Source organism: Stenotrophomonas sp. YJH_SMC_40, assembly GCF_059368615.1.
The window spans coordinates 142561-166162 of the sequence record NZ_JCAFRX010000002.1 but is presented as its reverse complement, the minus strand read 5'-3'; the positions used below and the strand labels follow the sequence as shown (position 1 = coordinate 166162).

The 23602-nt window shown below is 66.4% G+C and carries 20 protein-coding genes; 5 read left to right on the top strand and 15 right to left on the bottom strand.

All coding sequences use genetic code 11. The annotated features are described in order from the left end of the window. Nucleotides 1-7: 7 nt before the first annotated feature. Both purH and purD read left to right on the top strand, forming a co-directional pair. Entirely contained in the window at nt 8-1591 is a 1584-nt protein-coding gene (gene purH / locus AC5P6X_RS03730; RefSeq protein ID WP_012481416.1) for a bifunctional phosphoribosylaminoimidazolecarboxamide formyltransferase/IMP cyclohydrolase, read from the top strand. A 61-nt stretch (nt 1592-1652) separates the two neighbouring features. Further along, on the top strand, nt 1653-2936 hold the full coding sequence (purD, locus tag AC5P6X_RS03725; protein WP_005414660.1) for a phosphoribosylamine--glycine ligase: 1284 nt from the start codon (nt 1653-1655) through the stop codon (nt 2934-2936). A gap of 149 nt (nt 2937-3085) precedes the next feature. Here purD and AC5P6X_RS03720 read toward each other — a convergent pair whose 3' ends face one another. The 8 genes from AC5P6X_RS03720 to rhlB form a co-directional block, all read right to left on the bottom strand. Then, nucleotides 3086-3568 carry a DUF2247 family protein gene (locus AC5P6X_RS03720; RefSeq protein WP_053090762.1) on the bottom strand — a complete coding sequence of 161 codons (483 nt, stop codon included), beginning with the start codon at nt 3566-3568 and terminating at the stop codon, nt 3086-3088. Between the two features lie 8 nt (nt 3569-3576). Next, a complete protein-coding gene (locus tag AC5P6X_RS03715) occupies nt 3577-4623 on the bottom strand; it encodes an RHS repeat domain-containing protein (RefSeq protein WP_234411862.1) in 1047 nt (348 codons plus the stop codon). A 273-nt stretch (nt 4624-4896) separates the two neighbouring features. Beyond that, a complete protein-coding gene (rpoH, locus tag AC5P6X_RS03710; protein ID WP_005411269.1) occupies nt 4897-5772 on the bottom strand; it encodes an RNA polymerase sigma factor RpoH in 876 nt (291 codons plus the stop codon). A gap of 278 nt (nt 5773-6050) precedes the next feature. Continuing rightward, nucleotides 6051-6764, bottom strand: coding sequence for a uracil-DNA glycosylase (gene ung, locus AC5P6X_RS03705; protein WP_108270004.1), 714 nt, complete (start codon nt 6762-6764; stop codon nt 6051-6053). Between the two features lie 9 nt (nt 6765-6773). Beyond that, nucleotides 6774-7616, bottom strand: coding sequence for a response regulator (locus tag AC5P6X_RS03700; RefSeq protein ID WP_043034539.1), 843 nt, complete (start codon nt 7614-7616; stop codon nt 6774-6776). A gap of 7 nt (nt 7617-7623) precedes the next feature. Beyond that, complete coding sequence (gene ftsX / locus AC5P6X_RS03695) at nt 7624-8571, bottom strand: permease-like cell division protein FtsX (RefSeq protein ID WP_005414664.1); 948 nt, start codon at nt 8569-8571, stop codon at nt 7624-7626. A 3-nt stretch (nt 8572-8574) separates the two neighbouring features. Beyond that, nucleotides 8575-9261 (bottom strand): cell division ATP-binding protein FtsE, encoded by a 687-nt coding sequence (gene ftsE, locus AC5P6X_RS03690; protein ID WP_005411273.1) that lies wholly within the window; start codon nt 9259-9261, stop codon nt 8575-8577. A gap of 176 nt (nt 9262-9437) precedes the next feature. Next, nucleotides 9438-11165 (bottom strand): ATP-dependent RNA helicase RhlB, encoded by a 1728-nt coding sequence (gene rhlB / locus AC5P6X_RS03685; RefSeq protein WP_049448521.1) that lies wholly within the window; start codon nt 11163-11165, stop codon nt 9438-9440. Nucleotides 11166-11676: 511 nt separating this feature from the next. Here rhlB and trxA point away from each other — a divergent pair. The 3 genes from trxA (at nt 11677) to AC5P6X_RS03670 (ending at nt 15770) form a co-directional block, all read left to right on the top strand. Next, on the top strand, nt 11677-12006 hold the full coding sequence (gene trxA, locus AC5P6X_RS03680) for a thioredoxin (protein WP_005411275.1): 330 nt from the start codon (nt 11677-11679) through the stop codon (nt 12004-12006). Between the two features lie 228 nt (nt 12007-12234). Continuing rightward, complete coding sequence (rho, locus tag AC5P6X_RS03675) at nt 12235-13986, top strand: transcription termination factor Rho (protein WP_088436951.1); 1752 nt, start codon at nt 12235-12237, stop codon at nt 13984-13986. Between the two features lie 209 nt (nt 13987-14195). Further along, entirely contained in the window at nt 14196-15770 is a 1575-nt protein-coding gene (locus AC5P6X_RS03670) for a sensor domain-containing diguanylate cyclase (RefSeq protein WP_088431065.1), read from the top strand. Nucleotides 15771-15804: 34 nt separating this feature from the next. Here the strand turns inward: AC5P6X_RS03670 and AC5P6X_RS03665 are convergent, their stop codons facing one another. The 7 genes from AC5P6X_RS03665 to AC5P6X_RS03635 all read right to left on the bottom strand — a co-directional run bounded on the left by AC5P6X_RS03665 (nt 15805) and on the right by AC5P6X_RS03635 (nt 23493). Beyond that, nucleotides 15805-16692, bottom strand: a complete 888-nt coding sequence (locus tag AC5P6X_RS03665) for an energy transducer TonB (RefSeq protein ID WP_108270005.1) — start codon at nt 16690-16692, stop codon at nt 15805-15807. A 61-nt stretch (nt 16693-16753) separates the two neighbouring features. Continuing rightward, entirely contained in the window at nt 16754-18484 is a 1731-nt protein-coding gene (gene aceK / locus AC5P6X_RS03660) for a bifunctional isocitrate dehydrogenase kinase/phosphatase (RefSeq protein ID WP_049448530.1), read from the bottom strand. Between the two features lie 146 nt (nt 18485-18630). Continuing rightward, the gene (locus tag AC5P6X_RS03655) at nt 18631-18990 is read right to left on the bottom strand and encodes a hypothetical protein (protein WP_005411280.1); all 360 of its coding nucleotides are present in this window, start codon (nt 18988-18990) and stop codon (nt 18631-18633) included. 53 nt (nt 18991-19043) lie between these two features. Further along, nucleotides 19044-19460, bottom strand: a complete 417-nt coding sequence (locus tag AC5P6X_RS03650; RefSeq protein WP_099485023.1) for a roadblock/LC7 domain-containing protein — start codon at nt 19458-19460, stop codon at nt 19044-19046. Further along, nucleotides 19453-20001, bottom strand: a complete 549-nt coding sequence (locus AC5P6X_RS03645; RefSeq protein ID WP_049418054.1) for a GTP-binding protein — start codon at nt 19999-20001, stop codon at nt 19453-19455. The genes AC5P6X_RS03650 and AC5P6X_RS03645 overlap by 8 nt, the downstream gene beginning before the upstream one ends. Continuing rightward, on the bottom strand, nt 19994-20956 hold the full coding sequence (locus AC5P6X_RS03640) for a hypothetical protein (protein ID WP_024957688.1): 963 nt from the start codon (nt 20954-20956) through the stop codon (nt 19994-19996). Before AC5P6X_RS03640 ends, AC5P6X_RS03645 begins: the two co-directional genes overlap by 8 nt. Before the next feature lie 314 nt (nt 20957-21270). Further along, nucleotides 21271-23493 (bottom strand): NADP-dependent isocitrate dehydrogenase, encoded by a 2223-nt coding sequence (locus AC5P6X_RS03635; protein ID WP_005414674.1) that lies wholly within the window; start codon nt 23491-23493, stop codon nt 21271-21273. Nucleotides 23494-23602: the final 109 nt, after the last annotated feature.

Here is a 23602-nt window from a genome sequence, read left to right as displayed (position 1 = left end):
CTGTCCCATGACTGCCGATCTGTTGCCCGTCCGCCGGGCCCTCCTCTCCGTTTCCGACAAGACCGGCCTGGTCGAGCTGGCCACTGCGCTGGCCGCACGCGGCGTGGAGCTGCTGTCCACCGGCGGCACCGCCAAGGCGATCCGCGATGCGGGCCTGGCCGTGAAGGACGTGGCCGACGTCACCGGTTTCCCGGAAATGATGGACGGCCGGGTCAAGACCCTGCACCCGATGGTGCACGGCGGCCTGCTGGGCCGTTCCGGCCTGGATGATGCGGTGATGGCTGAGCACGGCATCGGTGCCATCGACCTGCTGGTGCTGAACCTGTACCCGTTCGAATCGGTCACCGCCAAGGCCGACTGCACCCTGGCCGACGCGGTGGAGAACATCGACATCGGCGGCCCGGCCATGCTGCGTTCGGCGGCCAAGAACTTCGCCCGCGTGGCAGTGGCCACCGACCCCTCGCAGTACGCCGAGCTGCTGGCCTCGCTGGACGCCAACGACGGCCAGCTGTCGGCCAGCACCCGCTTCGCCTTCTCGGTGGCTGCGTTCAACCGCGTCGCCCAGTACGACGCGGCCATCAGCAACTACCTGTCGGCGGTCACCGCCACCGACGCCGCCGTGCCGGCGCGTGCCGAGTACCCGGCGCAGATGAATTCCACCTTCGTGAAGGTGATGGACCTGCGCTACGGCGAAAACCCGCACCAGAGCGGCGCGTTCTACCGCGACCTGTACCCGGTGCCGGGCACCCTGGCCACGTTCCAGCAGCTGCAGGGCAAGGAACTGAGCTACAACAACCTGGCCGACGCCGATGCGGCGTGGGAATGCGTGCGCCAGTTCGATGCGCCGGCCTGCGTCATCGTCAAGCACGCCAATCCGTGCGGCGTGGCGGTTGGCGCCGGCAACGGCGATGCCTACGAGCTGGCCTACGCCACCGACCCGACCAGCGCCTTCGGCGGCATCATTGCCTTCAACAAGCCGCTGGATGCGGCCACTGCAAAGGTCATCCTCGACCGCCAGTTCGTTGAGGTGCTGATTGCCCCGGATTACGAGCCGGCCGCGCTGGAATACGCACAGAAGAAGGCCAACGTGCGCGTGCTGCGCATCCCGCACGGTGATGGCCTGAACAACTTCGACAGCAAGCGCGTCGGCTCGGGCCTGCTGCTGCAGTCCTCGGACAACCGCGGCATGACCCGCGACGAACTGAAGGTGGTCAGCAAGCTGGCACCGACCGACAAGCAGTTCACCGACCTGCTGTTCGCCTGGAAGGTGGCCAAGTTCGTGAAGTCCAACGCGATTGTGTACGCCAAGGACAACCGCACGATTGGCGTGGGCGCCGGGCAGATGAGCCGCGTCTATTCCGCGCGCATCGCCGGCATCAAGGCGGCCGATGCAAACCTGGTGGTCGAGGGTTCGGTGATGGCTTCCGATGCGTTCTTCCCGTTCCGCGACGGCATCGACGCCGCTGCTGCCGCCGGCATCAAGGCGGTCATCCAGCCGGGCGGTTCGATGCGCGATGCCGAAGTGATCGCCGCCGCCGACGAACATGGCCTGGCGATGGTGTTCACCGGCGTGCGCCACTTCCGCCACTGATCCGCATCACGAAGCCGGGCTCTGCCCGGCTTATCTCTTCCGTACCCGAGAACCCTGTCCCATGAAGATCCTCGTCATCGGCTCTGGCGGCCGCGAACACGCCCTGGCATGGAAGCTGGCCCAGTCCTCCCGTGTCACCGAAGTGATCGTGGCACCCGGCAACGCCGGCACCGCCAGCGAAGACAAGTGCCGCAACGTGGCGGTGAAAGTCACCGATATCGACGGTCTGCTGGCGCTGGCCCAGGCTGAAGGCGTGGCACTGACCGTGGTCGGCCCTGAAGTACCGCTGGTGGCTGGCGTGGTAGACCGCTTCCGCGCCGCCGGCCTGCGCATCTTCGGGCCGACCGCCGCCGCCGCGCAGCTGGAAGGCAGCAAGGCCTACGCCAAGGACTTCCTGGCCCGCCACAACATCCCCACCGCGTTCTACGCCGTGCACACCGACGTGGACGCCGCCCTGGCCTACATCCGCGAGAAGGGCGCGCCGATCGTGGTCAAGGCCGATGGCCTGGCCGCCGGCAAGGGCGTGATCGTGGCGATGACCCTGGCCGAAGCCGAGGACGCGGTACGTGACATGCTCTCGGGCAACGCGTTCGGCGATGCCGGTGCGCGCGTGGTCATCGAGGAGTTCCTCGACGGCGAGGAAGCCAGCTTCATTTCGATGGTGGACGGCGTGCATGCGCTGCCGATGGCCACCTCGCAGGACCACAAGCGCGTCGGCGACGGCGATACCGGCCCGAACACCGGCGGCATGGGCGCCTATTCGCCGGCCCCGGTGGTGACGCCGGAGGTGCATGCACGGGTGATGCGCGAGGTGGTGAACCCCACCGTGCAGGGCATGATCGCCGACGGCATCCCGTTCACCGGCTTCCTCTACGCCGGCCTGATGATCGATGCCAGTGGCGCGCCGAAGGTGATCGAATTCAACGTGCGCTTTGGCGACCCGGAAACGCAGCCAGTGATGCTGCGCCTGCAGTCGGACCTGGTCGAGCTGGTGGAAGCTGCCATCGATGGCCGCTTGGACCAGGTCGAAGCGCAGTGGGACGTGCGCCCGTCGCTGGGCGTGGTGCTGGCGGCCAGGCCGTACCCGGAAGCGCCGATCACCGGTGACGTGATTTCCGGCCTGGACGACGTGCCGGCCAGTGCCAAGGTGTTCCATGCGGGGACTGCATTGGACGCGCAGGGCCACGTGGTCAGTGCCGGCGGTCGCGTGCTGTGCGTGGCCGCACTGGGCGACAGCGTGCGCGACGCGCAGGCCACTGCCTATGCCGGGGTGGCCAAGGTGACCTGGGCCAACGAGTTCCACCGCAACGACATTGGTTGGCGCGCGATCGCACGCGAGGGGTGAGGCCTGGTAGATCCACCACGCAGCCTCCTGCATGGAACCAGATCACGGATTCTGGGAGTTTTCACCGTCCTCGGCATGGAAGCCGGGACGGTGCGCTTCGGGAAGAGGCGACGCACATCAAGCGAAGGAAATTACGCTGAGTGAATCCGCTATTTCGCCGAGTCAAGATAACGTTTCCAGTTCTCGAAGAGACGCGCAACATTCTGCTCATGTGAGTGCGCAGTCGGATCATACCCATCAGAAGCTGGCATGTACCTGACAAAGCTCTCCAGAGACTCCGGGTAATCAAAATCAGCGTAGATCCTCTCAACCTCTCCGAGCGGATCAGCAATCTCATCGCGCTTGGCGTAAGCGTCCGCGAGAAATGCAACAAGCCATCTTCTGAGAATCTCATCCTCGTTTGAGTTCTTATCGAATGCCGCCAACTGCGCAGCTACGCTATTACGCTCATCGGGAAAAGCCCCTTCAAGTCTTTCAATCAAGGCGTTCAGATTGAACTTCTCTTCCAGTTCCTTCTGCTCCGACGCGCAGTGCTTCACAACCTCAAAGTCAATCAGATGGCGCCCCAGTGCCCACGCCACCTCGGTCTGACTCCAGGGTCCATAGGGCTGAATACAGTCATACGTTCTCATGTAGACACTCACTTCTTGTTTGGTATTCCGTTCATGCTGCCACCTTCCACAAATCTTTGATGGGTCAAGTCGCCAGCCTTGTCGACTATGTATTCAAATCGACCGGCCTTTCCATTGAGTTCACCTGGCAGCTGAGTCAGAGTGCGGACCACGCCGTCACCCCCTGTCAATGGAGTATGAACACCCGCTTCTGCAGCGGTCTCTCGCATGAAGGTCGCCGAATTGTGCCCAGCGTCGGCTTTGAGTGCACTTCCCACAGGTCGGGAATTCAAAAGTGCCCGACCTTCAACACTCAGAACTTTGGATGCCGCCACACCTGCTCCACCGGCACCTGTAACTCCTGCGATATCAGCAGCGATACTGGTAGCTGCTGATACGACACTTGGATTGGCCATCGCAACCATGCCAGCTTCGATCAGCACTGGGGCAACCATTGCCGCTGTAACAGCGATTGCGGCCGGTCTCATCGGCTCGTATACGGCGCCATTTCCGGCAGCAATATCCCTCCGATGCCGCTCAACGAATCGCTCTGCGGCCTGCCTTCCATCCGCATCGACGAACCTGTAGGGATTCCCGTTCGCGTACCGATACCTATTGAACTGCTCAACTGGCTTTTGGTGAGCGGTGACTGGGTCCACTGACAAAAACACACCCAGTTGTGGATCCATGTAGCGCTGTTGCATGTAGCTCAGCCCTGTGGCCGAGTCGCTCACATGTCCGGCGTACCCAGGTCCATCCGTGACCTGACCGCCTACCACGGCCCCGTAGGGCTCGTAGTCATATCGTTTGATGACGTTGCCGTTGGCATCGCTTTCGGCCACAACCGAGCCGAGGGCATCAGTGTGAATGTATGTGATCGTTGTCTGGGCGATTGCGGATGGTGACAGGCCAAGGCCCATCAGCAGCAAGCAGCACAGCCAGGCGCCTATAACACCAAGCTTGCGAGTTCGATCTTCAAATGCCCCGAAGCGGGTCGACACACCGCCTGCAGTTCCCCCGAACCTGCGCATCATTCCAATCCATGAAAGAGCCTTGAAGCAAGGCTTGGCATTCATAGCACAGGAAGGCAGTCATCGGAGTCCAACTCCAGGACTGAGGCCAAAATGACCATTCTGAATTGGACCAGGCCCTGGGCTATAAACCTCGCGAGGGATTGAACGGCCACCGGAAGCGCATGACTGCCAGCCATGGGCTGGTACTACTGAATCCGCCGATCAGCGGCCGGCATTACCAACTGCCATGCTGGCCAAACGAAAAGCCCCGACCAACGCCGGGGCTTTTCATCAGAACGCGTTCCGGAAATAGGAACCGAACCTAAGATCTATGCCTTACGCGGTGAACAGCGCCTTCATCTTCTTCAGCGCGTTCGCCTCAACCTGGCGGATGCGCTCGGCGGACACGCCGTACTCGTCGGCCAGCTCCTGCAGCGTCACCTTGCTGTCGGCGTCCAGCCAGCGACGGCGGATGATGTCGCGCGAGCGGGCATCCAGTTCGGCCAGGCCTTCGCGCAGCAGCTGCATCTGGTTGTCTTCGCTGTCCTCGCGCTCGTAGGCCATCGACGGGTCTTCGTCATCGGCAACCAGGAACGCAGCCGGCGACGGCGGTGCGTGTTCGTTGTCCTCGTCGGTCGGCGCGTCGAAACCGATATCGCGGCCGGACAGGCGCGACTCCATTTCCATGACCTCGCGCTCGGACACGTTCAGGTCCTTGGCCACCGCGCTCACTTCCGCCGCGTTCATCCAGCCCAGGCGCGTCTTCGACTTGCGCAGGTTGAAGAACAGCTTGCGCTGCGCCTTGGTGGTGGCGACCTTCACGATGCGCCAGTTCTTCAGGATGAACTCGTGCATCTCTGCACGGATCCAGTGCACGGCGAAGGAGACCAGGCGCACGCCCATGTCCGGGTCGAAGCGCTTGACCGCCTTCATCAGGCCGATGTTGCCTTCCTGGATCAGATCGCCCAGGGCAAGGCCGTAGCCGTTGTAACCGCGGGCCACGTGCACCACGAAGCGCAGGTGCGAGTGCACCAGCTCGCGGGCGGCGTCCAGATCGTTGCCGTCGCGGAAGCGACGGGCCAGGTCCTGTTCGTCATCGACCGACAGCACCGGGATCTGGTGCACGGCACCGATGTAGGCGTCCAGCGAACCGAGCGCACTGGGAATCGGGAGATTGTTTGCCACAAGGGCAGTAGAGGTGTTCTGGCTCATAGGCACCCATCTTAGCAGTCCGGGATTTGGACTGCTAAAGGAGGAAAAAGTTCCAGCATCCTATTGATGCAACACTGGTCCCAAACAGAGCCCTACCGTAGCGCGATTTGATGACAGTGGCGAGCGCGCTTTTCGGGATTCACAATCCCTTGGAATTCAAGCGATTACCTGCCGGAAACCGGCCGATTCCGGTCAAGCGGAGCTGAACGGGCCGTTCTGGAGGCCCATTCAGGCCAGGGAACGTTGTCCGGCGTTCAGGCCCGGCCGCCAGCCGGCGCTCAGAGCACCGAGCGCGGCGGCAGCGACCAGTCGATCGGGGCTTGGCCGCGACGCTGCAGGTACTCGTTGGCCATCGAGAAATGGCGGCAGCCGAGGAAGCCACGATGGGCCGACAGCGGCGACGGATGCGGGGCCTTCAGAACGCGATGGCGACGGGCATCAATGACCTTGCCCTTCTGCTGCGCGTAGGCACCCCAGAGCATGAACACCAAGCCTTCGCGTTCGCGGTTGAGCACGTCCACCACGTGATCGGTGAAGCCTTCCCAGCCACGGCCCTGGTGTGCGCCGGCCTTGCCCTCCTCCACCGTCAACACGGCATTGAGCAGCAGCACGCCGCGCTGCGCCCACGGGATCAGGCAGCCGTGGTCCGGGCGCGGGATACCGAGATCGCTCTCGATTTCCTTGTAGATGTTCAGCAGCGACGGCGGCACCGGCACGCCCGGCGGCACCGAGAAACTCAGGCCATGCGCCTGGCCACGGCCGTGGTACGGGTCCTGGCCGAGGATCACCACCTTCACCTGCTCGAATGGCGTGGCGTCGAACGCGGCGAAGATCTGCGGGCCGGGCGGGAATACCGCCGCGCCACTGGCCTTGCGCTGGCGCAGGAAGCTGGACAGCTCGCGCATCTGCGGCTGCAGGAGGTAATCGCCGACATGCTGCTTCCAGCTCGGTTCCAGCTGGATCGTCGGGGTGTCCGCTACTTCATCAATCATTGCACCACTTCATCGAATCAGGGGTCCATCGTTCAACCGGGCCAGGCGCAACTGGAACAGCACCTTGGTGACCAGCAGCCGTTCTTCGATCGGCTTGAGTACCAGGTCGTTGGCGCCGGACTGCAGCAGCCCGGTCTGGTTGTGCGGGTTGCCGTCGCCGGTCATCACCAGCACCGGCAGGCGGCGCTTGCCGTAACCGAAGTCCACGCGCACGCGCTGCACCACGTCGCGGCCGCTCAGTTCGCCCTTCAGGGTGACGTCGGTCAGCACCAGGTCGATGCGATGGCGGCTGCGGCCCAGCGACTCGGCGGTGAGCAGGGTGAACGCCTCTTCGGCGCTGACCACGTGCAGCACGTTCAACTGCTGGCGTTCGAGCATGCGCTTGGTGGCCTCGGCCACCACGCGGCTGTCCTCGATGTAGAGGATGGTCGCGCCGGGAATGGTCTGCGGCTGCACATAGCCGCGGATGAAGGTCGCCAGCGCCTCGTGGCCCAGCGCCTTGTCGAAATAGTCGGTGACGTACTCGGTGAAGCGACGCTGCTCCAGATGCTGCTGGGCATCGCCGGACACCACGATCACCGGCACGTAGGCCTGGCCGGCCGCTTCGCGGATCATCCGCGCCAGCGCCAGGCCGTCGCCATCACGCAGGGTCAGCGAGGTGGTCACCAGGTCCACCGGGCCCTGCGCCAGCGCCTGCTGCGCATCCTCGATGCTGTCGCAGCCAATCACCTCCACGCCCGGCAGGTCGCGCTGCAGGACGTCGGCGATCAGCTTGCGGACCAGCTTCGAGCCATCGACCACCATCACCCGCGTCGCGGGCCCTTCAAGGTGCTTCAGCGCTTGCGGTTGCATGCCGGTCTCAGGTGTCGGTCGGTCGGGTCTGGCGCAGGAAGTGGCCGGTGACCAGCCACGCACCCAGCCAGCCCAGCAGCAGCGTGCCGAGCAGGACCAGGCCACCGTGCAGCAGGTCCAGGCCGTGCAGCACGAACGGGCTGCCGTAGCTGCGCGAGAGTTCGGCCAGCGGCACGCGCAGCGCGGCACCGGCGGCGCCGATCAGGGCCAGCGCAACCGCGCCGGCGCCCAGGCCATACCACGCACCCAGGTACAGGAACGGGCGGCGGATGAAGCCATCACTGGCGCCGAGCAGCTGCAGCACGCCGATCTCTTCGCGGCGGGCCTGGATGTCCAGGCGCACGGTGTTGCCGACCACCAGCGCGGCACCGACGCCGAGCAGGACCGACAGCACCTGCACCAGCCGCGCGCCGAACGCCAGCCAGGCATCCAGGCGCTGGCGCCACAGTGCATCGTGCTGCACCAGGTCGGCCTCGGGCAGGCTCTCCAGCGCGCGTGCCAGGCGCGCGTCGTCCTTGCCCTGGCCGGGGGTGATCACCAGCAGCGAGGGCAGCGGGTTGTCATTGAGTGCGTCGATCGCCTCGCCGAGGCCGGCGTCGCGCAGTTCCTGCAGGCCCTGCTCGGGCGTGCGCACGTTCACTTCGGCCACGTCGTCGCGGTCGCGCAGCTGGCCGGCCAGGCGCAGCGCGCCGGGGCCATCGACGTTGCCCTTCAGGAACACATTGATGTCGCGCGACTGCTGTACGCTGCCGGCGAACTGCTTGAGGTTGTCCAGCGCGATCGACAGGCCCAGCGGCAGGGCCAGCGCCAGCGCCATGACCATCACCGTCAGCAGGGTCGCCCACGGTTTGCGGCAGGCACGGCCGAGGCTGAACACCACGCTGTGCGCGTGGTGCTGGAACCAGACGCCCACGCGCGAGGGGGCGGCGGCTTCGCTGTTTTCGTTCTTCGCCATGCGTTACTCCGCCAGATCCTGCGGCGAGATGTCATCCACCAGCCGGCCGTGGTCGAGGATCAGCACGCGCTTGCGCATGCGGCGCAGCAGCGGCAGGTCGTGGCTGACCACCAGCACGCTGGTGCCGCGCGCGGGCAGCTCGGCGAACAGGGCCATGATCTCGGCCGCCAGGGTCGGGTCGAGGTTGCCGGTCGGCTCATCGGCCACCAGCAGCTTGGGCTCACCGACGATGGCGCGGGCGATGCCGACGCGCTGCTGCTCACCGGCCGACAGCTGCGAGGGCAGCGCCTTCTCGCGGTGGCCCAGGCCCATCCGTTCCAGCACCGAGCGCACGCGCTTGCTGATGTCGCCACGGCGGGTGCCGCGCAGGATCAGCGGCAGCGCCACGTTCTCGGCGATCGAGCGGTCCATCAGCAGGCGGTGGTCCTGGTAGACCGCACCCACCGCGCGACGGTGGCGGGGCACATCGCCGCCACGCACCTTCAGCAGGTTGCGCTCGTCGAACACCACCGCGCCACGGCTGGGCCGCTCGTCCAGGTGGATCAACTTGAGCAGGGTGCTTTTGCCCGCACCGGAATGGCCGGTGACGAACAGCATCTCGCCCGGCGCGACCTCGAAGCTGACATCGGTCAGTGCCTCGTGGCCACCGGCGTACTGTTTGCTGACATTGTCGAAGCGCAGGACACTCATGCCCCGATTATGCAGGACCGGCGCGACGTCGTGGAGACGTCACACGATCGGTAGTGCCGGCCGCTGGCCGGCAACCCACACAACTGCCGGCCAGGGTGGGTGCCGACCGTTGGTCGGCACGCCCTTGAAGCCACCCGACCAACGGTCGGGTGCTACCCGCTGATCGACAGCGCCGATCAGCTACCCGACAGCATCCGGCGGATCTTGCGGCCGATGCGGGTCAGGAACGAATCGCCGGTATCAGCAGCCGTGCGCACCGGCTTGGCCACCACCTGCACCGGCGTGACCGGGCTGGCGCCATTGCCGGCGGCGTTCTGCACGCCCTCGGCACCCTCGACCGGACGACCGTGGCGACGGCGGCGGCGCTTGCGCGGCTTGTGCTCGCCGTCCGCAGCACCTTCCGGTGCGCCTTCGGCGCGCGGCGGGCGCGGCGGACGCGGGGCCTGGGCAGCGGCGCCTTCGGCACCGGCGGCCGGCGCGGGAGCGCCCTGCTCGCCTTCCGCGCGTGGCTTGCGCGGGCCACGCGAACGGCGTTCGCCGCTGCGCTCACCGTCACGGCCACCACGGCCACCACCACCGCCGCCGGAACGGCCGCCACTGCGGCCACCGCCCCGACGCTCTTCCTCGGCGGCGCGGGCTTCGCGCGCTTCGCGGAAGATCTGGCCGACGCTTTCGTTGTCCTCGCCTTCCTCGCCTGCAGCCGGAGCCGGGCGTTCCGGGCGCGGCAGCGGGGTCAGCAGTTCCTTGGTGACCGGCTCGGACGGAATCTTCTGCTCGATATAGGCCTCGATGTCCGGCAGGCCCATGGCGTAGCGCTCGCAGGCGAAGCTGATCGCGTCGCCCTCTTCACCCAGGCGCGCGGTGCGGCCGATGCGATGCACGTAGTCTTCGGCGTCGAACGGCAGGTCGTAGTTGTAGACGTACTTGATGCCGTCGATGTGCAGGCCGCGCGCAGCCACGTCGGTGGCCACCAGGATTTCCAGCTGGCCCTTCTGGAAGCGGTTGAGCAGGCTCTCGCGCTTCTTCTGCGGCACGTCGCCGGACAGCACGCCGACGCGGTAGCCGGCCTTTTCCAGCGAACGCGCCACGCGCTCGACGAACACCTTGGTGTTGACGAAGACCATGGTGCGCGCGCCTTCGCTGCGCGACAGCAGGCCCAGCAGCAGCGGGATCTTCTCGTCGTCGGCCGGGAAGTAGATGCGCTGGCGCACGCGCGCGGCGGTGATGGTCTCGGCTTCGACCACCAGCTTCTGCGGCTCGTTCATGTGCTCGTAGGCCAGCTCCAGCACGCGGTGGCTGAGGGTGGCACTGAACAGCAGGGTCTGGCGGGTGGTGCGCTCCGGCATGCGGCGCAGCAGGAAGCGGATGTCCTTGATGAAGCCCAGGTCGAACATGCGGTCGGCTTCGTCCAGCACGCAGATCTCGCAGGCGTGCAGCGACACCACCTTGTGCTGCTTGACGTAGTCGATCAGGCGGCCCGGGGTGGCGATGATCACGTCCACGCCCTGCTGCAGCAGCTCGCGCTGCTTGTCGTAATCCACGCCGCCGTAGACCAGGGCGAAGCGCAGGCCCAGGTCGGAACCGAACTTCACCGCGTCCTTGTGGATCTGGATGGCCAGCTCGCGGGTCGGGGCGAGGATCAGCGCACGCGGATCTTCCGGCTTGCGATCGGCCAGCGCCGGACGCGTCAGCAGGCGGTTCACGACAGCGACCAGGAAGGCCAGGGTCTTGCCGGTGCCGGTCTGGGCCTGGCCGGCAACATCACCGCCGGGCAGCGCGACCGGCAGGGTCAGCGCCTGGATCGGGGTGCAGCGGGTGAATCCGGCTCCTTCAAGGCCGACCTGCAGGGCCGGGTGCAGCTCGAAGGAGGAAAAGGTCAAATCGGTCAGCGGTTTGTCGCTCATGAGTCCGTCTTGGTATGGCCGCCGGCCCGTGGGGCGGCTGGCACTTCATCGTCTAGGGGCACCGTCGCAAACTGCGGCCCCTGCGGCGGGTTGGCAGGCTGGGACCACCCGGTCCGCGCGCCGCACAATGGCCCAGTTTAACGCACTCGGGCCGGCAAACCGGAATGCCCTGTCTCACCGGATGGAGAGACGGCGCGCCTTCATCCAGCCACACGGGACTTGAACGACCCCGCCGGTCCCGCTGGTGTCGCCCGCTGCCACCCCCATCTTCGGGAAGACAGTGAAATCCGACACATACCGGGCTTCGAAGCGATCACGATACGCTGGGTTCCAGCCTGCGCCTGTCCCCGCCCTGCGATAGGGGTACACTGCCGGCCGTGAGCGTCCAGGCATCCCGCCGAACGCACCGCGGCAGTGCGCCGCGAGGCAACGACGAGGGTCGCGCCACCGGGCATGGCCCAGTTCACCCACCTCCGGCATGGCCGGGTGCAATCCAAGACGAGAAACCAAGATGAGCGACAAGGTTGTACATGTCGGCGACGCCGACTTTGATAGCGCAGTGCTGAATTCCAAGGAACCGGTGCTGGTCGATTTCTGGGCCGAATGGTGTGGCCCGTGCAAGATGATCGCCCCGGCGCTGGACGAACTGGCCGATGCCTACCAGGGCCGCGCCAAGATCGCCAAGGTCAACGTCGACCACAATCGTGCGCTGGCCGCCAAGTACCACGTGCGTTCGATCCCGTACCTGGTCGTGTTCAAGGACGGCGAGAAGGTCGGCGAGCAGATCGGTGCGGTGGGCAAGGCCCAGCTGGCCGGCCTGCTGGACAAGGCCCTGGCCTGATCCTGCTGTTTTCCGGCAGCCGCCACCCGCGGCTGCCGGCGGACGCCCTGCGTCCATGATGAATGCTGTTCCCGGCAGCCCTTGCACGGCGCCGCAGGCCGATGATAGTGTCGGCACATCCGGCCGCGTTCGCGTGCCGCACCCTCTGGACGCAGTTTCTTCCAGACCCATTCCCAACGTTCGCCGCCCCAGCCGGGCGCTCGCACCTTCAAGCGAGGAATAACGCTCTTGTCCGATAACACTTCCGAAACCGGCAGCGCCGATGCGCCCGCCGAAAAGCGCGTGCGCAAGCCCCGCGTGAGCAAGGCCGCCGCCCCGGCAGCCGCCGAAACCAGCGCCGCTCCGGCGCAGCCGACCCTGCCGCTGGCCGCCGCGCCCGAGGCACCGGCCCCCGCCCCCGCACCGAGCGCGCCCGCCGCCGAGGCCCCTGCCAGCAGTGGCGGTGGCGAAGGTGGTGAGGGTCGCGAATCCGGCCAGCCGCGGCAGCAGAACCACCAGGGCGGTGGCCAGAACCAGGGCCAGAACCCGTACAACCAGAACGGCCAGCAGGGCCAGGGGCAAGGCCAGGGCAACCGCCGTGACCGCTTCCGCAACCGCCGCGACCGTGACCGTGACCGCAACAACAACCGCTTCCGCGACGACGGCATGCCCAACGACGGCGGCGAGCAGCAGCCCTTCGTGCCGCGTCCGCACGCCAACGTGCCGGAAGGCTTCCCGGTCTATTCGCTGAGCGACCTCAAGCGCATGCCGGCACAGAAGCTGCTGGAAATCGCCGAGCAGCTGCAGATCTCCGAAGGCGTGGCACGCGCCCGCAAGCAGGATGTGATCTTCGCCCTGCTGAAGGTACTGACCCGCCACGGTGACGGCGTCGCCGCCGACGGCGTGCTGGAAATCCTGCCGGACGGCTTCGGCTTCCTGCGCGCGGCCGAAGCCAGCTACCTGGCCGGCCCGGACGACACCTATATCTCGCCCAGCCAGATCCGCCGCTTCAACCTGCGCACCGGCGACCATATCTCCGGCCGCATCCGCTTCCCGAAGGACGGCGAGCGCTACTTTGCGCTGAACATCGTCGACACCATCAACGGCGAGCCGATCGAAGCGTCGAAGAACAAGGTGCTGTTCGAGAACCTGACCGCCCTGTTCCCGCGCCGCCGCTTCACCCTGGAGCGCGGCAACGGTTCGTCGGAAGACATCACCGGCCGCATCCTCGACCTGATGGCGCCGCAGGGCAAGGGCCAGCGCTCGCTCATCGTGTCGCAGCCGAAGGCCGGCAAGACCATGATGATGCAGCAGGTCGCCACCGCCATCACCACCAACCACCCGGACGTGCACCTGATCGTGCTGCTGATCGACGAGCGCCCGGAAGAAGTGACCGAAATGCAGCGCACCGTGCGCGGCGAGGTCATCAGCTCGACCTTCGACGAACCGGCCGCGCGCCACGTGCAGGTGGCCGAAATGGTCATCGAGCGCGCCAAGCGCCTGGTCGAGCACAAGAAGGACGTGGTGATCCTGCTCGACTCGATCACCCGCCTGGCCCGCGCCTACAACAACGTGGTGCCGAGCTCGGGCAAGGTGCTGACCGGTGGTGTGGACGCCAACGCCCTGCACCGCCCGAAGCGCTTCTTCGGTGCCGCGCGCAACGTGGAAGAAGGCGGCAGCCTGACCATCATCGCCACTGCGCTGGTCGACACCGGCTCGAAGATGGACGAGGTGATCTACGAAGAGTTCAAGGGCACCGGCAACAGCGAAGTGCACCTGAGCCGTCGCATCGCTGAAAAGCGCGTGTTCCCGGCGATCGACATCAACCGTTCCGGCACCCGCCGCGAAGACCTGCTGATCGAGCCGGAACTGCTGCAGAAGATCTGGATCCTGCGCAAGCTGCTGCATCCGATGGATGAAATGGCCGCGATGGAGTTCCTGCTCGACAAGATGAAGAACACCAAGTCCAACGACGAGTTCTTCGGTTCGATGAAGCGCTGATCCACGGCATTGCATCGAAAAGAACCTGCCGCTCGCTGCGGCAGGTTTTTTTTTACCTGCAGGGCGACCCACTTCACTTCACCGCCGCCCGGTTTTGGCGATAATCCGCCCGATGCCCTGCCCGGCCCCGAGGGCCTGGCCACCGATTCCCGCTGTCGCCCCTTCCGGAGAACCGGTCGGGTCCAGCCTCCTGCCGGATCCGTCGAAGCATGCGAACGCTGTCTCCCCGCCTCAACCTGGGCAAGCTGATCCTCGCCCTGGCCCTGCTCAGCGCCATCATCGCGCTGGCCAACACCCTGCTGGCCAGCTACCGGGTGCAGCGCGACCAGCTGGTCGGCAACACCCTGGAGGCCAACCGCGTCTACGCCACCAAACTGGCCGAAACGACCCAGAACTTCCTGCTGGCTGCCCAGCAGGAACTGGCCTACGCCGCCACGCGGCTCGGCCAGGGCAACCTCGACCCGGCACAGGCCCAGGACGAAGCCAGCCGCCTGCAGCTGCAGACCAACAGCTTCAACTCTTCGCTGGTGGTGGATGCCGACGGCCTGGTGATCGCCACCTCGCCGCAGACCCTGCAGCTGCAGGGCGAAGTGCTGCACAGCGTCGGCAACAATGCCGCGCTGGCCGCGCGCCAGCCGATGATCAGCGACCCGTACCAGTCGGCCACCGGCAAGCTGCTGGTCTCGCTGTCGCACCCGATCTTCGATCGCCAGGGCCACTACCGTGGTTACGTCAGCGGCACCCTGTACCTGCGCCAGCGCAGCGCACTGCACACGCTGCTGGGCAAGCACTACTACCGTGATGGTTCCTACCTGTACGTGGTCGATCGCCATGGCCGCCTGCTGTACCACGCCGATGGCAAGCGGGTAGGCGACTACGTGGTCGGCAACCCCGCAGTAAAGGCCGTGGTGCGCGGCGAGCGTGGCGCGCAGCAGGTGCGCAACAACCTGGGCGTGTCGATGCTGGCCGGCTATGCGCCGGTGGCGGCCACCGGCTGGGGCATCATCGCCCAGCGCCCGACCGAGGCCACGCTGCAGCCGCTGTCGCGGTTGATGACTGCGGTAATCTGGAACGCAATCCCGCTGGGCCTGCTGTCGCTGCTGATCACCTGGTGGTTCGCCCGTCGCATTTCGATGCCGCTGTGGCAGCTCGCACGCAACGTGCAGGGCGGCGAAGACACCGGCAATGCGATCAACCACGTCAGCGGCATCCGAGCGTGGTACTTCGAGGTCGCCCAGCTCAAGCAGGCGGTACTGCACAGCTTCAATGCACTGCAGGACCGCATCGGCACGCTCAACCGCGCCAGCCGCACCGATCCGCTGACCAGTCTTCTCAACCGCCGCGGCCTGCAGCAGGCGCTGGATGCCCTGCAGGTACAGGGCATCCCGTTCGCGATCCTGGCGCTGGACATCGATCGCTTCAAATCGATCAATGACAACCACGGCCATGACGTCGGCGACGCTGCCATCGTCCACATCGCCAACCAGATGCGCCGCTACTCGCGCGACAGCGATATCCTCTGCCGCGCCGGCGGCGAGGAGTTCCTGCTGCTGTTGCCGGGCATCAGCGCCGAGTCAGCGCGACAGGCTGGCGAGCGTCTGCGCCAGCACATTGCCGACCATCCGTTTGAACCGGTCGGCACCATCACCGTCTCGCTGGGCGTGGCCCACTTCCCCAGCTTCCATGTCGATGCCGAGCAGGCGCTGCGGCTGGCCGACAAGGCGCTGTACCTGGCCAAGGAGCAGGGCCGCAACCGGGTGGTGGTCTACCCCTACGCCGATTGACGCGAAGCCGGGCTGGCCGGCTCCGCAGTGATCGTCAGCCCTGCTCCAGCGGCGTCAGCAGACGCAGGCCGCGCTTGGCGCCGTCGACCATGTAGATGCCGCCCTCGGGCAGCAGGTCGCTGCCGGCCTGCTCGATCGCATCTGCCTTCCGCCACGGCACGGCCTGCCGCGGGCCCGGGATGAAGGCACGCCAGCGGCCATAGCGCTCCGCTCCATTGGGATCATCGTTCAGGCCGAAATTGACCGGTATGCGTACCGTCCAGCTGTCGCGGGTGCTGGCTTCGCCGGTGGTCGGTGGGTTGAACGTCCACTTGCGGGCACTGCTGACGGCGGCCCTGGCCAGGGTTTCGCGCATCTTGGCAAGGGTCCGCTCGCGTCCGACCACGGTCATGTTCACCTGCTCGGCAATCACATCGGCCACCGTGCCGTCACGCGCGATCCTGACCACCAGCAGCACTTCGCCTTGGCCGCCGCTCCGATAGACCTCTTCCGGATAACGCGGGGGCGCCATGCGACCTTGGGTCACCGAATCTGTGGCTTTCTCATCGTACTCGCTGAAGTTGACGCTGGTCATGCTGACTTCGTAGCCACCATCGGCCATGGCTTTGCCCCGCAGGCGCACCCGCAATGGCGCACGTGCCGCCACCGCCGTGCCATCGCGCAGGGTGGGTTCGAAGCGCCAGCCACCGATGGTGCCCTCCACGAAGGACGCGATGCTCGGAGACAGCATCGACTTCTGGTCCAGTACCAACGAACTGACCGCGCCCTCGGGCGTGACCTCGATATGGCCAGAGAGCACCATGCTCATCTCCGCGGTGGCACGCACCGCGCGCGTGGTCTGCGCGCTGGCATCGCCGGCGAACAGCGGAGCGCCGGCACCGACGGCCAACGCGAGAGCGAGGAACAATGGGGAACGCATCATTGCCGGATCCTTGGTGATGAAGGGCGAGAGTACCTCAGTCCCAACACCCATGACAGCTGGCTCACGCCAACCGGTGCGCGCCAGCATAGGGCGGCGTGTCCGGATAGTCACCTCGGGCGAAGCGTTCCTGCAGGCCCTGCCACCAGCCCGGGTCGAACAGGTGCCGGTAGTGCTCGCGCACCGCTGCCAGCTCTGCAGCGGGCAGGCCCATGAACGGGCCGAAGCGCTCGGGAAACACGTCGCGCGGACCGACATGGAACCATGGCTCATCGGACATCGCTTCCTCCGGCGTACGCGGCTGCGGCCAGGCGCGGAACACGCAGTCGCTGACCAGGCACAGCTCGTCGTAGTCGTAGAATACGGCCCGGCCATGCCGTGATACGCCGAAATTCTTTGGCAGCATGTCACCGGGGAAGATGTTGTTGCGCGCCATGTCGGTGATGGCCTGAGCGTAGTCGAGCACCGCCGCCCGCACCGCCTCCGCACCCTGCTCGCGCAGGTACAGATTCAAGGGACGAAAACGACGCTGCACATAGCACAGTGCGACTTCGACCTCATCGCCATCGATGCGTACGCTCTGCGCGCACTGCTGCAGCAGTTCATCCAGCAAGGCGGGCGCGAAGCGCTCGCGCGGGAAGCGCAGATGACGATAGGGCTGCGCATCGAGCAGGCGGCCGACACGATCGAGGTTGAACACCAGCGCGTACTTCTCTTCCACCTGCTGTCGCGACATCGCCTTGGGCCACGCGAAACGGTCGCGGATCAGCTTGAACACCAGCGGGTAACTGGGCAGGGTGAACACCGCCATGACCATGCCCGGCGTGCCCTCTGCATGCACCAGCCGCTCCTGCGGGTGCTCGTTGAAATGACGGAAGAAGGTGCGGTAGCGCTCGGTCTTGCCCTGCTTGGCGCGGCCCAGCACGGTGTATATCTCATCGATGGGCTTGCCCGGCAGCAGACTGCGCAGGAACACCACCGCATCACCGACCGTGGCCAGGTTGGCCTGGAAATAGCTGCGTGACACGCCGAACAGGTGGGCCACGTCCCGGCGCCGGGTCAGCACTGCATCGGCGCGCAGGCCACGCTCGTCGTTCACCAGGGCAATCACGCACGGCGAGAACCGGTGCTCGCCGAACACGCGGCCAACCAGGTAAGCGCGGCGCTCGCGGTAGAACACCGTGTCGAGCAGCTCGATGCTGCGTACCGGCGTATCGCCCCAGTGGGCCAGGTCATCCTGCAGGCGCACCGCGATGGCCGCGGCGCAGCGCAGTTGGTGCGCATAGGGGATATCGAAGCGATAGTCGGCCAGCACCCGCTGCAGCGCCTCCACCGGCCGCGTCGGCGAAACCGCGTAGGTATGCCGCGCCACCGGGTGGGTGATGGCATCGGAGGGTTCGACATCGAAGGCGATGAACTCCAGCGCCGGGTCCACGCCCCGGGTGGCAAACAGGCGCCGCGACAACGTGTTGTAGAAGGTCTTGTACAGCTCGGCGTCGATCAGGCCCTGCAGCAGCGCGCTGTAGCGGGCGTGCACCCGCAACCACAGCGCGCGCTCGCCGATCGCGTCACCGGCGAGGCGGCGCAGCGCATCCATCTGCTCGGCGATGCACAGGTCGTACAGGGCGATGCGCTCGACCGCATCCTGTCGCGCACCGGCCCAGTCGCGCTGCTCGAAGCGCTGCCGCGCCCGCGCGGTGATCGCCGCAAAGCGGGCGTGGTACTGCTCGAAACCGTCGCGGATGGCTACCGCGATGCGCGGTGCCAGCTCGGCAGCGATGTCAGGCCTGGACATGCATGGCTCACCCGGGAGGACCGGCTTCACCATACGCTGGCGTGTGCGATGCCGTCGAGCGCGAAGGTAGTGCCGGCCGCTGGCCGGCAGCACCTGGACCGTCGATGGATCGATGCAGATGCCGGCCAGCAGCCGGCACTACTGGCTCAGATCGCCAGTTCGGCTTCCACGTCCTGCACCTTGCGCCGTGCCAATGCCAGGTTGGACCTGGTACGGTCCAGCACGATGTAGAAGAACAGGCCCTTCTTCTTCGCCACCGGGCGCATAATGTGGTACGCCTTGCCCAGCGAGATCAGGATGTCCTCGATGCTGTCGTTGAGGTTCAGCGATGCGGCGGTCTTCATCTTGGCACGGATCACTTCGGTGTTGCCGGCGGCGGCCACTTCCATGTCCATGCCGGCACCGGCTTCGCCCAGCAGCATGCCGCTTTCATAGTCGACCAGCGCCACTGCCTGCGCGCCGTCGATGCCCATCAGTGCGTTCAACGATTCATTCAGTCCAGCCACGTCGCACCCCTTGTCGATGTTGGTTCGAGCCCCTCGTTCCCCTGCGGCCGGGCTCACGATCCGCCGAGTTCGGCCAGGATCGCCTGGCCACATTCCCTGCTCTGCCACAGCACCTGGCCGATCACGCTTCGCTGGTCGCAGGCCGCCATCAGCAGCAACGGCACGCGCCCCTCGGCCTGGATCGCCTGCATCAGCACCTTGCCGCCCGCGGCCTCCAGCATCAGCGTCTGCAGATCCCCAAGCACAAGTTCGCGCCCGACCGCTGCAGCCAGCGCCAGCATCGCGCTGGTCATCGCTGCCAGGCGTTCACCGCGCCCTTCGGCACCGGCACTGACCAGGGCGAAGCCATCCACACTGGCCAGCACCACCGTGCGTATGCCTTCCACCCGCTGCTGCAGGTCTCGCAGCAAGGGCTGCAGGCGCTCACGCTGGCCGGCGTCGGGCAACAGCGCCACCTGCCCGTCAGCCATGCGCGGCCACCAGTGCGTGCGCTTCCATCTCGCCCATCAATACATCCATCAGCAGCAATCCCTGTTCGCGGTCGCGGGTATCCACGGCCAGTAGCGGCAGCGGCTGGTCATCAAGGCAGGCAAGGGCGGCCCAGTCATCCAGCGCGGCGTGCGGTGCCTGGTCAAGATGGGTGACGGCCACCACCAGCGCCAATGACGATGCGAACGGCCGCAACACCTGCAGGTAATCCTCCAGTTCGGCAACCACGCCCGCGCGCCGCGCATCCAGCAGCAGCACGGCGCCGCGGGCGCCCTGCAGCAGGATCGGCCAGAGGAAATCGAAACGCTGCTGTCCCGGCGTGCCATACAGGCGCAGCCGCTCGCCATTGGGCAGGTCGATATCCGCATAGTCCAGGGCGACCGTGGTGGAGGCCTTGTCGGCACCGAGGCGGTCGCTGTTGGCCACGTCGGTGTCGACCACCGCGCCGGCTGCGATGCTGCGCACCAGGGTCGACTTGCCACTGCCCATGCCGCCCAGCACCACCACCTTGTGCTCACGCATTGCGTTCGCTCCCACGCAGGTGACGCCACAGACGGGCGAGCAGGCCGTTGTCAGCGCCGGCAGCGCGTTCCGCCAGCGGTACCGCCGGCGCTGCCTGCAGCTGCGCGTAACCGCACAGGTAAGCGGCATGGATGAAATCACGCACGGCCGCAGGCGGCAGATCAAGCAACATCGCGCACTCGTCCACCGTGCACGCGCGCTTGAGCAGCAGCGAGCACAGGCGGAAGCCATCATGGTCATGGCCCAGCACACGGAAATCGGGCCAGCGCAGCAGCTTTACCGAAGCGCCGCGCAGGCGTTCGTCCAGTGCCTGCCAATGGCGGCTGCGTTGCGCCCATTGCCACAGCAGCGGCCGCAGTGGCTGGCGTGGCCGCTCGCCGGCCAGGCCATGCAGGCGTGCGGGTGTCAGCGCATCCAGCTGCAGGCGTTCGAAGGCATCGGCCAAACGCTCCACCAGGGCCGTAGCCGGTTCCTGCAGCAGCACGGCCTGGTCATGCTCCAGGTCCATCAGCAGCAGAGGCTCGCCCGCATCACTCAACAGGGCCTGGCCCTGTCGCAGCGGCAGCCGCTCGCGCAGCAGACGGGTGATGGCATGCGCACCATCAGCCAGGCGGATCGGTGCGGGTGCGTGCATGGCCAAGGGCTCCACTGCCAACTGCATGCGACGCAGCGCGCGACCGATGGCACTGTCATCAAGCACGTCCTGGTGCCCGTCGCCATCACGCAGCTGGCCGCCGATGTCTTCGATCCAGCACTGCAGTCGCGGACGCTGCTGGCGCATGCGCTGGGCCGCGTTGCGCAGCGCCGGCGTATCGCGGATGACCAGCAGGTCGCAATCGTCCAGGTCCTGGCTGCGGCGGATCTGGCCGTCCGGCAGGGCCGATGCCACGCGCAGCCGCTGCAGCAGGGCCTGCTCGCCCTGGATGTCGGTTCCCACTACCAGCACGCGTGCCATCCGTGTTCCCCGTGCGGCCACCTCCCCGGTGGCCTCGCGTCGCCAAGGCTAGGGCATCGCCAGCGGCAGCCGTCGTGATCGACTGCTCAGATCGAGGGCGGTTGCAGACGGTGCCCGATCAGTTCTGCGACGGCCATCGCGGGCAAGTTTCATGCCTCGTTGACGACATTCCGACAGCCGACGGGAATCACGGTTCTGGACGCGGGTCGAATGGGGTCAGATCCCTTTTGCATGGCAAAAGGGTTCTGACCCGGAGCCCAAAAGAAACCCGCGCCGAAGCGCGGGTTCCGGTGTCACGACCGAACGGCGATGGATCAGCCGCGCAGCTGCTCCAGCGCGGCGTTGAAGGTCGCGCTCGGGCGCATCGCCTTGCTCGCCTTGGCGACGTCCGGGCGGTAGTAGCCGCCGATGTCCACGGCCTTGCCCTGCACCGCGATCAGCTCTTCGACGATCTTCTGCTCGTTGTCGGTCAGTGCCTTGGCCAGCGGTGCGAAGCGTGCCTTCAGTGCCGCATCTTCGTCCTGTGCGGCCAGCGCCTGCGCCCAGTACAGCGCGATGTAGAAGTGGCTGCCACGGTTGTCGATGCCACCCAGCTTGCGCGACGGCGACTTGTCGTTGTCCAGGAACTGGCCGTTGGCTTCGTCCAGCGCCTTGGCCAGCACGCGGGCGGCGGCGTTGTCGTAGCGGTTGCCCAGGTGTTCCAGCGACGCGGCCAGGGCCAGGAACTCACCCAGCGAATCCCAGCGCAGGTAGTCCTCTTCGACGAACTGCTGCACGTGCTTCGGGGCCGAACCACCGGCGCCGGTCTCGAACAGGCCGCCACCGGCCATCAGCGGCACGATCGACAGCATCTTGGCGCTGGTGCCCAGCTCCATGATCGGGAACAGGTCGGTCAGGTAGTCGCGCAGCACGTTGCCGGTCACCGAGATGGTGTCCTCGCCCTTGCGGATGCGGTCCAGCGAGAACGCGGTGGCTTCCACCGGCGGCAGGATGCGGATGTCCAGGCCGGTGGTGTCGTGGTTCTTCAGGTACTGCTCGACCTTGGCGATGACCTGCGCGTCGTGGGCGCGGGCGGCATCCAGCCAGAACACGGCCGGGGTGCTGCTCAGGCGGGCGCGTTCGACGGCCAGCTTGACCCAGTCCTGGATCGGAGCGTCCTTGGTCTGGCACATGCGCCAGATGTCACCGGCTTCCACGGCGTGTTCGAACACCACGTTGCCGGCATCGTCGGTGACCTTGACCACGCCGTCGGCAGCAATCTGGAAGGTCTTGTCGTGCGAACCGTACTCTTCGGCCTTCTGCGCCATCAGGCCGACGTTCGGCACCGAGCCCATGGTGGCCGGGTCGAAGGCGCCGTGCGCCTTGCAGTCGTCGATGACGGCCTGGTACACGCCGGCGTAGCAGCGGTCCGGAATGACCGCCTTGGTGTCCTGCAGCTTGCCTTCGGCGTTCCACATCTTGCCCGAGTCGCGGATCATCGCCGGCATCGAGGCGTCGACGATCACGTCGCTCGGCACGTGCAGGTTGGTGATGCCCTTGTCCGAATTGACCATGGCCACGCCCGGACGCTGCGCGTACTCGGCGGCCAGGTCCGCTTCGATCGCGGCGCGGGTGGCTTCCGGCAGCGACGGCAGGCGCGCGGCCAGGTCACCGATGCCGTTGTTGGCATCGAAACCGGCCTGCTTGAGCACGTCGGCGTGCTTGGCCAGCACGTCCTTGTAGAACTCGTTGACCGCCACGCCGAACATGATCGGGTCGGAGACCTTCATCATGGTCGCCTTCAGGTGCAGCGAGAACAGCACGCCCTGGGCCTTGGCATCGGCGATCTGCTCACCGATGAACGCGGCCAGCGCCTTGCGGCTCATGACGGCGGCATCGACGATCTCGCCGGCCTTGACCGTGGTCTTTTCCTTCAGCACGACGGCGCTGCCGTCCTTACCGTGGAAGGTGATCTTCAGCGCACCGGCGTTGGCCAGGGTGGCCGACTTCTCGCTGCCGTAGAAATCGCCGGCGGCCATGTGCGCGACGTGCGACTTCGAATCCGACGCCCAGGCGCCCATGCGGTGCGGGTGCTTGCGCGCGTAGTTCTTCACCGACAGCGGTGCACGACGGTCGGAGTTGCCTTCGCGCAGAACCGGGTTCACCGCACTGCCCTTGACCTTGTCGTAGCGCGCCTTGTAGTCGCGCTGCTGGTCGTCGGCCGGGGTTTCCGGGTAATCCGGCAGCGGATAGCCCTGGTCCTGCAGTTCCTTGATGGCCGCCTTCAACTGCGGCACCGAGGCGGAGATGTTCGGCAGCTTGATGATGTTGGCGTCCGGGGTGGTCGCCAGCTGGCCCAGCTCGGCCAGGTCGTCGCTGACCTTCTGCGCGTCGGACAGCAGTTCCGGGAACTGCGACAGGATGCGGCCGGACAGCGAGATGTCACGGGTTTCCACCACGATGCCGGCAGTGGCGGTGTAGGCGTCGACGATCGGCAGCAGCGACTGGGTCGCCAGGAACGGTGCTTCGTCGGTCAGCGTGTAGAGGATCTTGGACATGGGGGACTTGGACTCTGTAGCAATGCTCAGGGGAAGGCCGGCGCCAGCGCCGGGCCACGTGCAACCGTGTCGCTTTCCCCCGTCGCCGTCAGGGTGGGCGCGCGGCGGG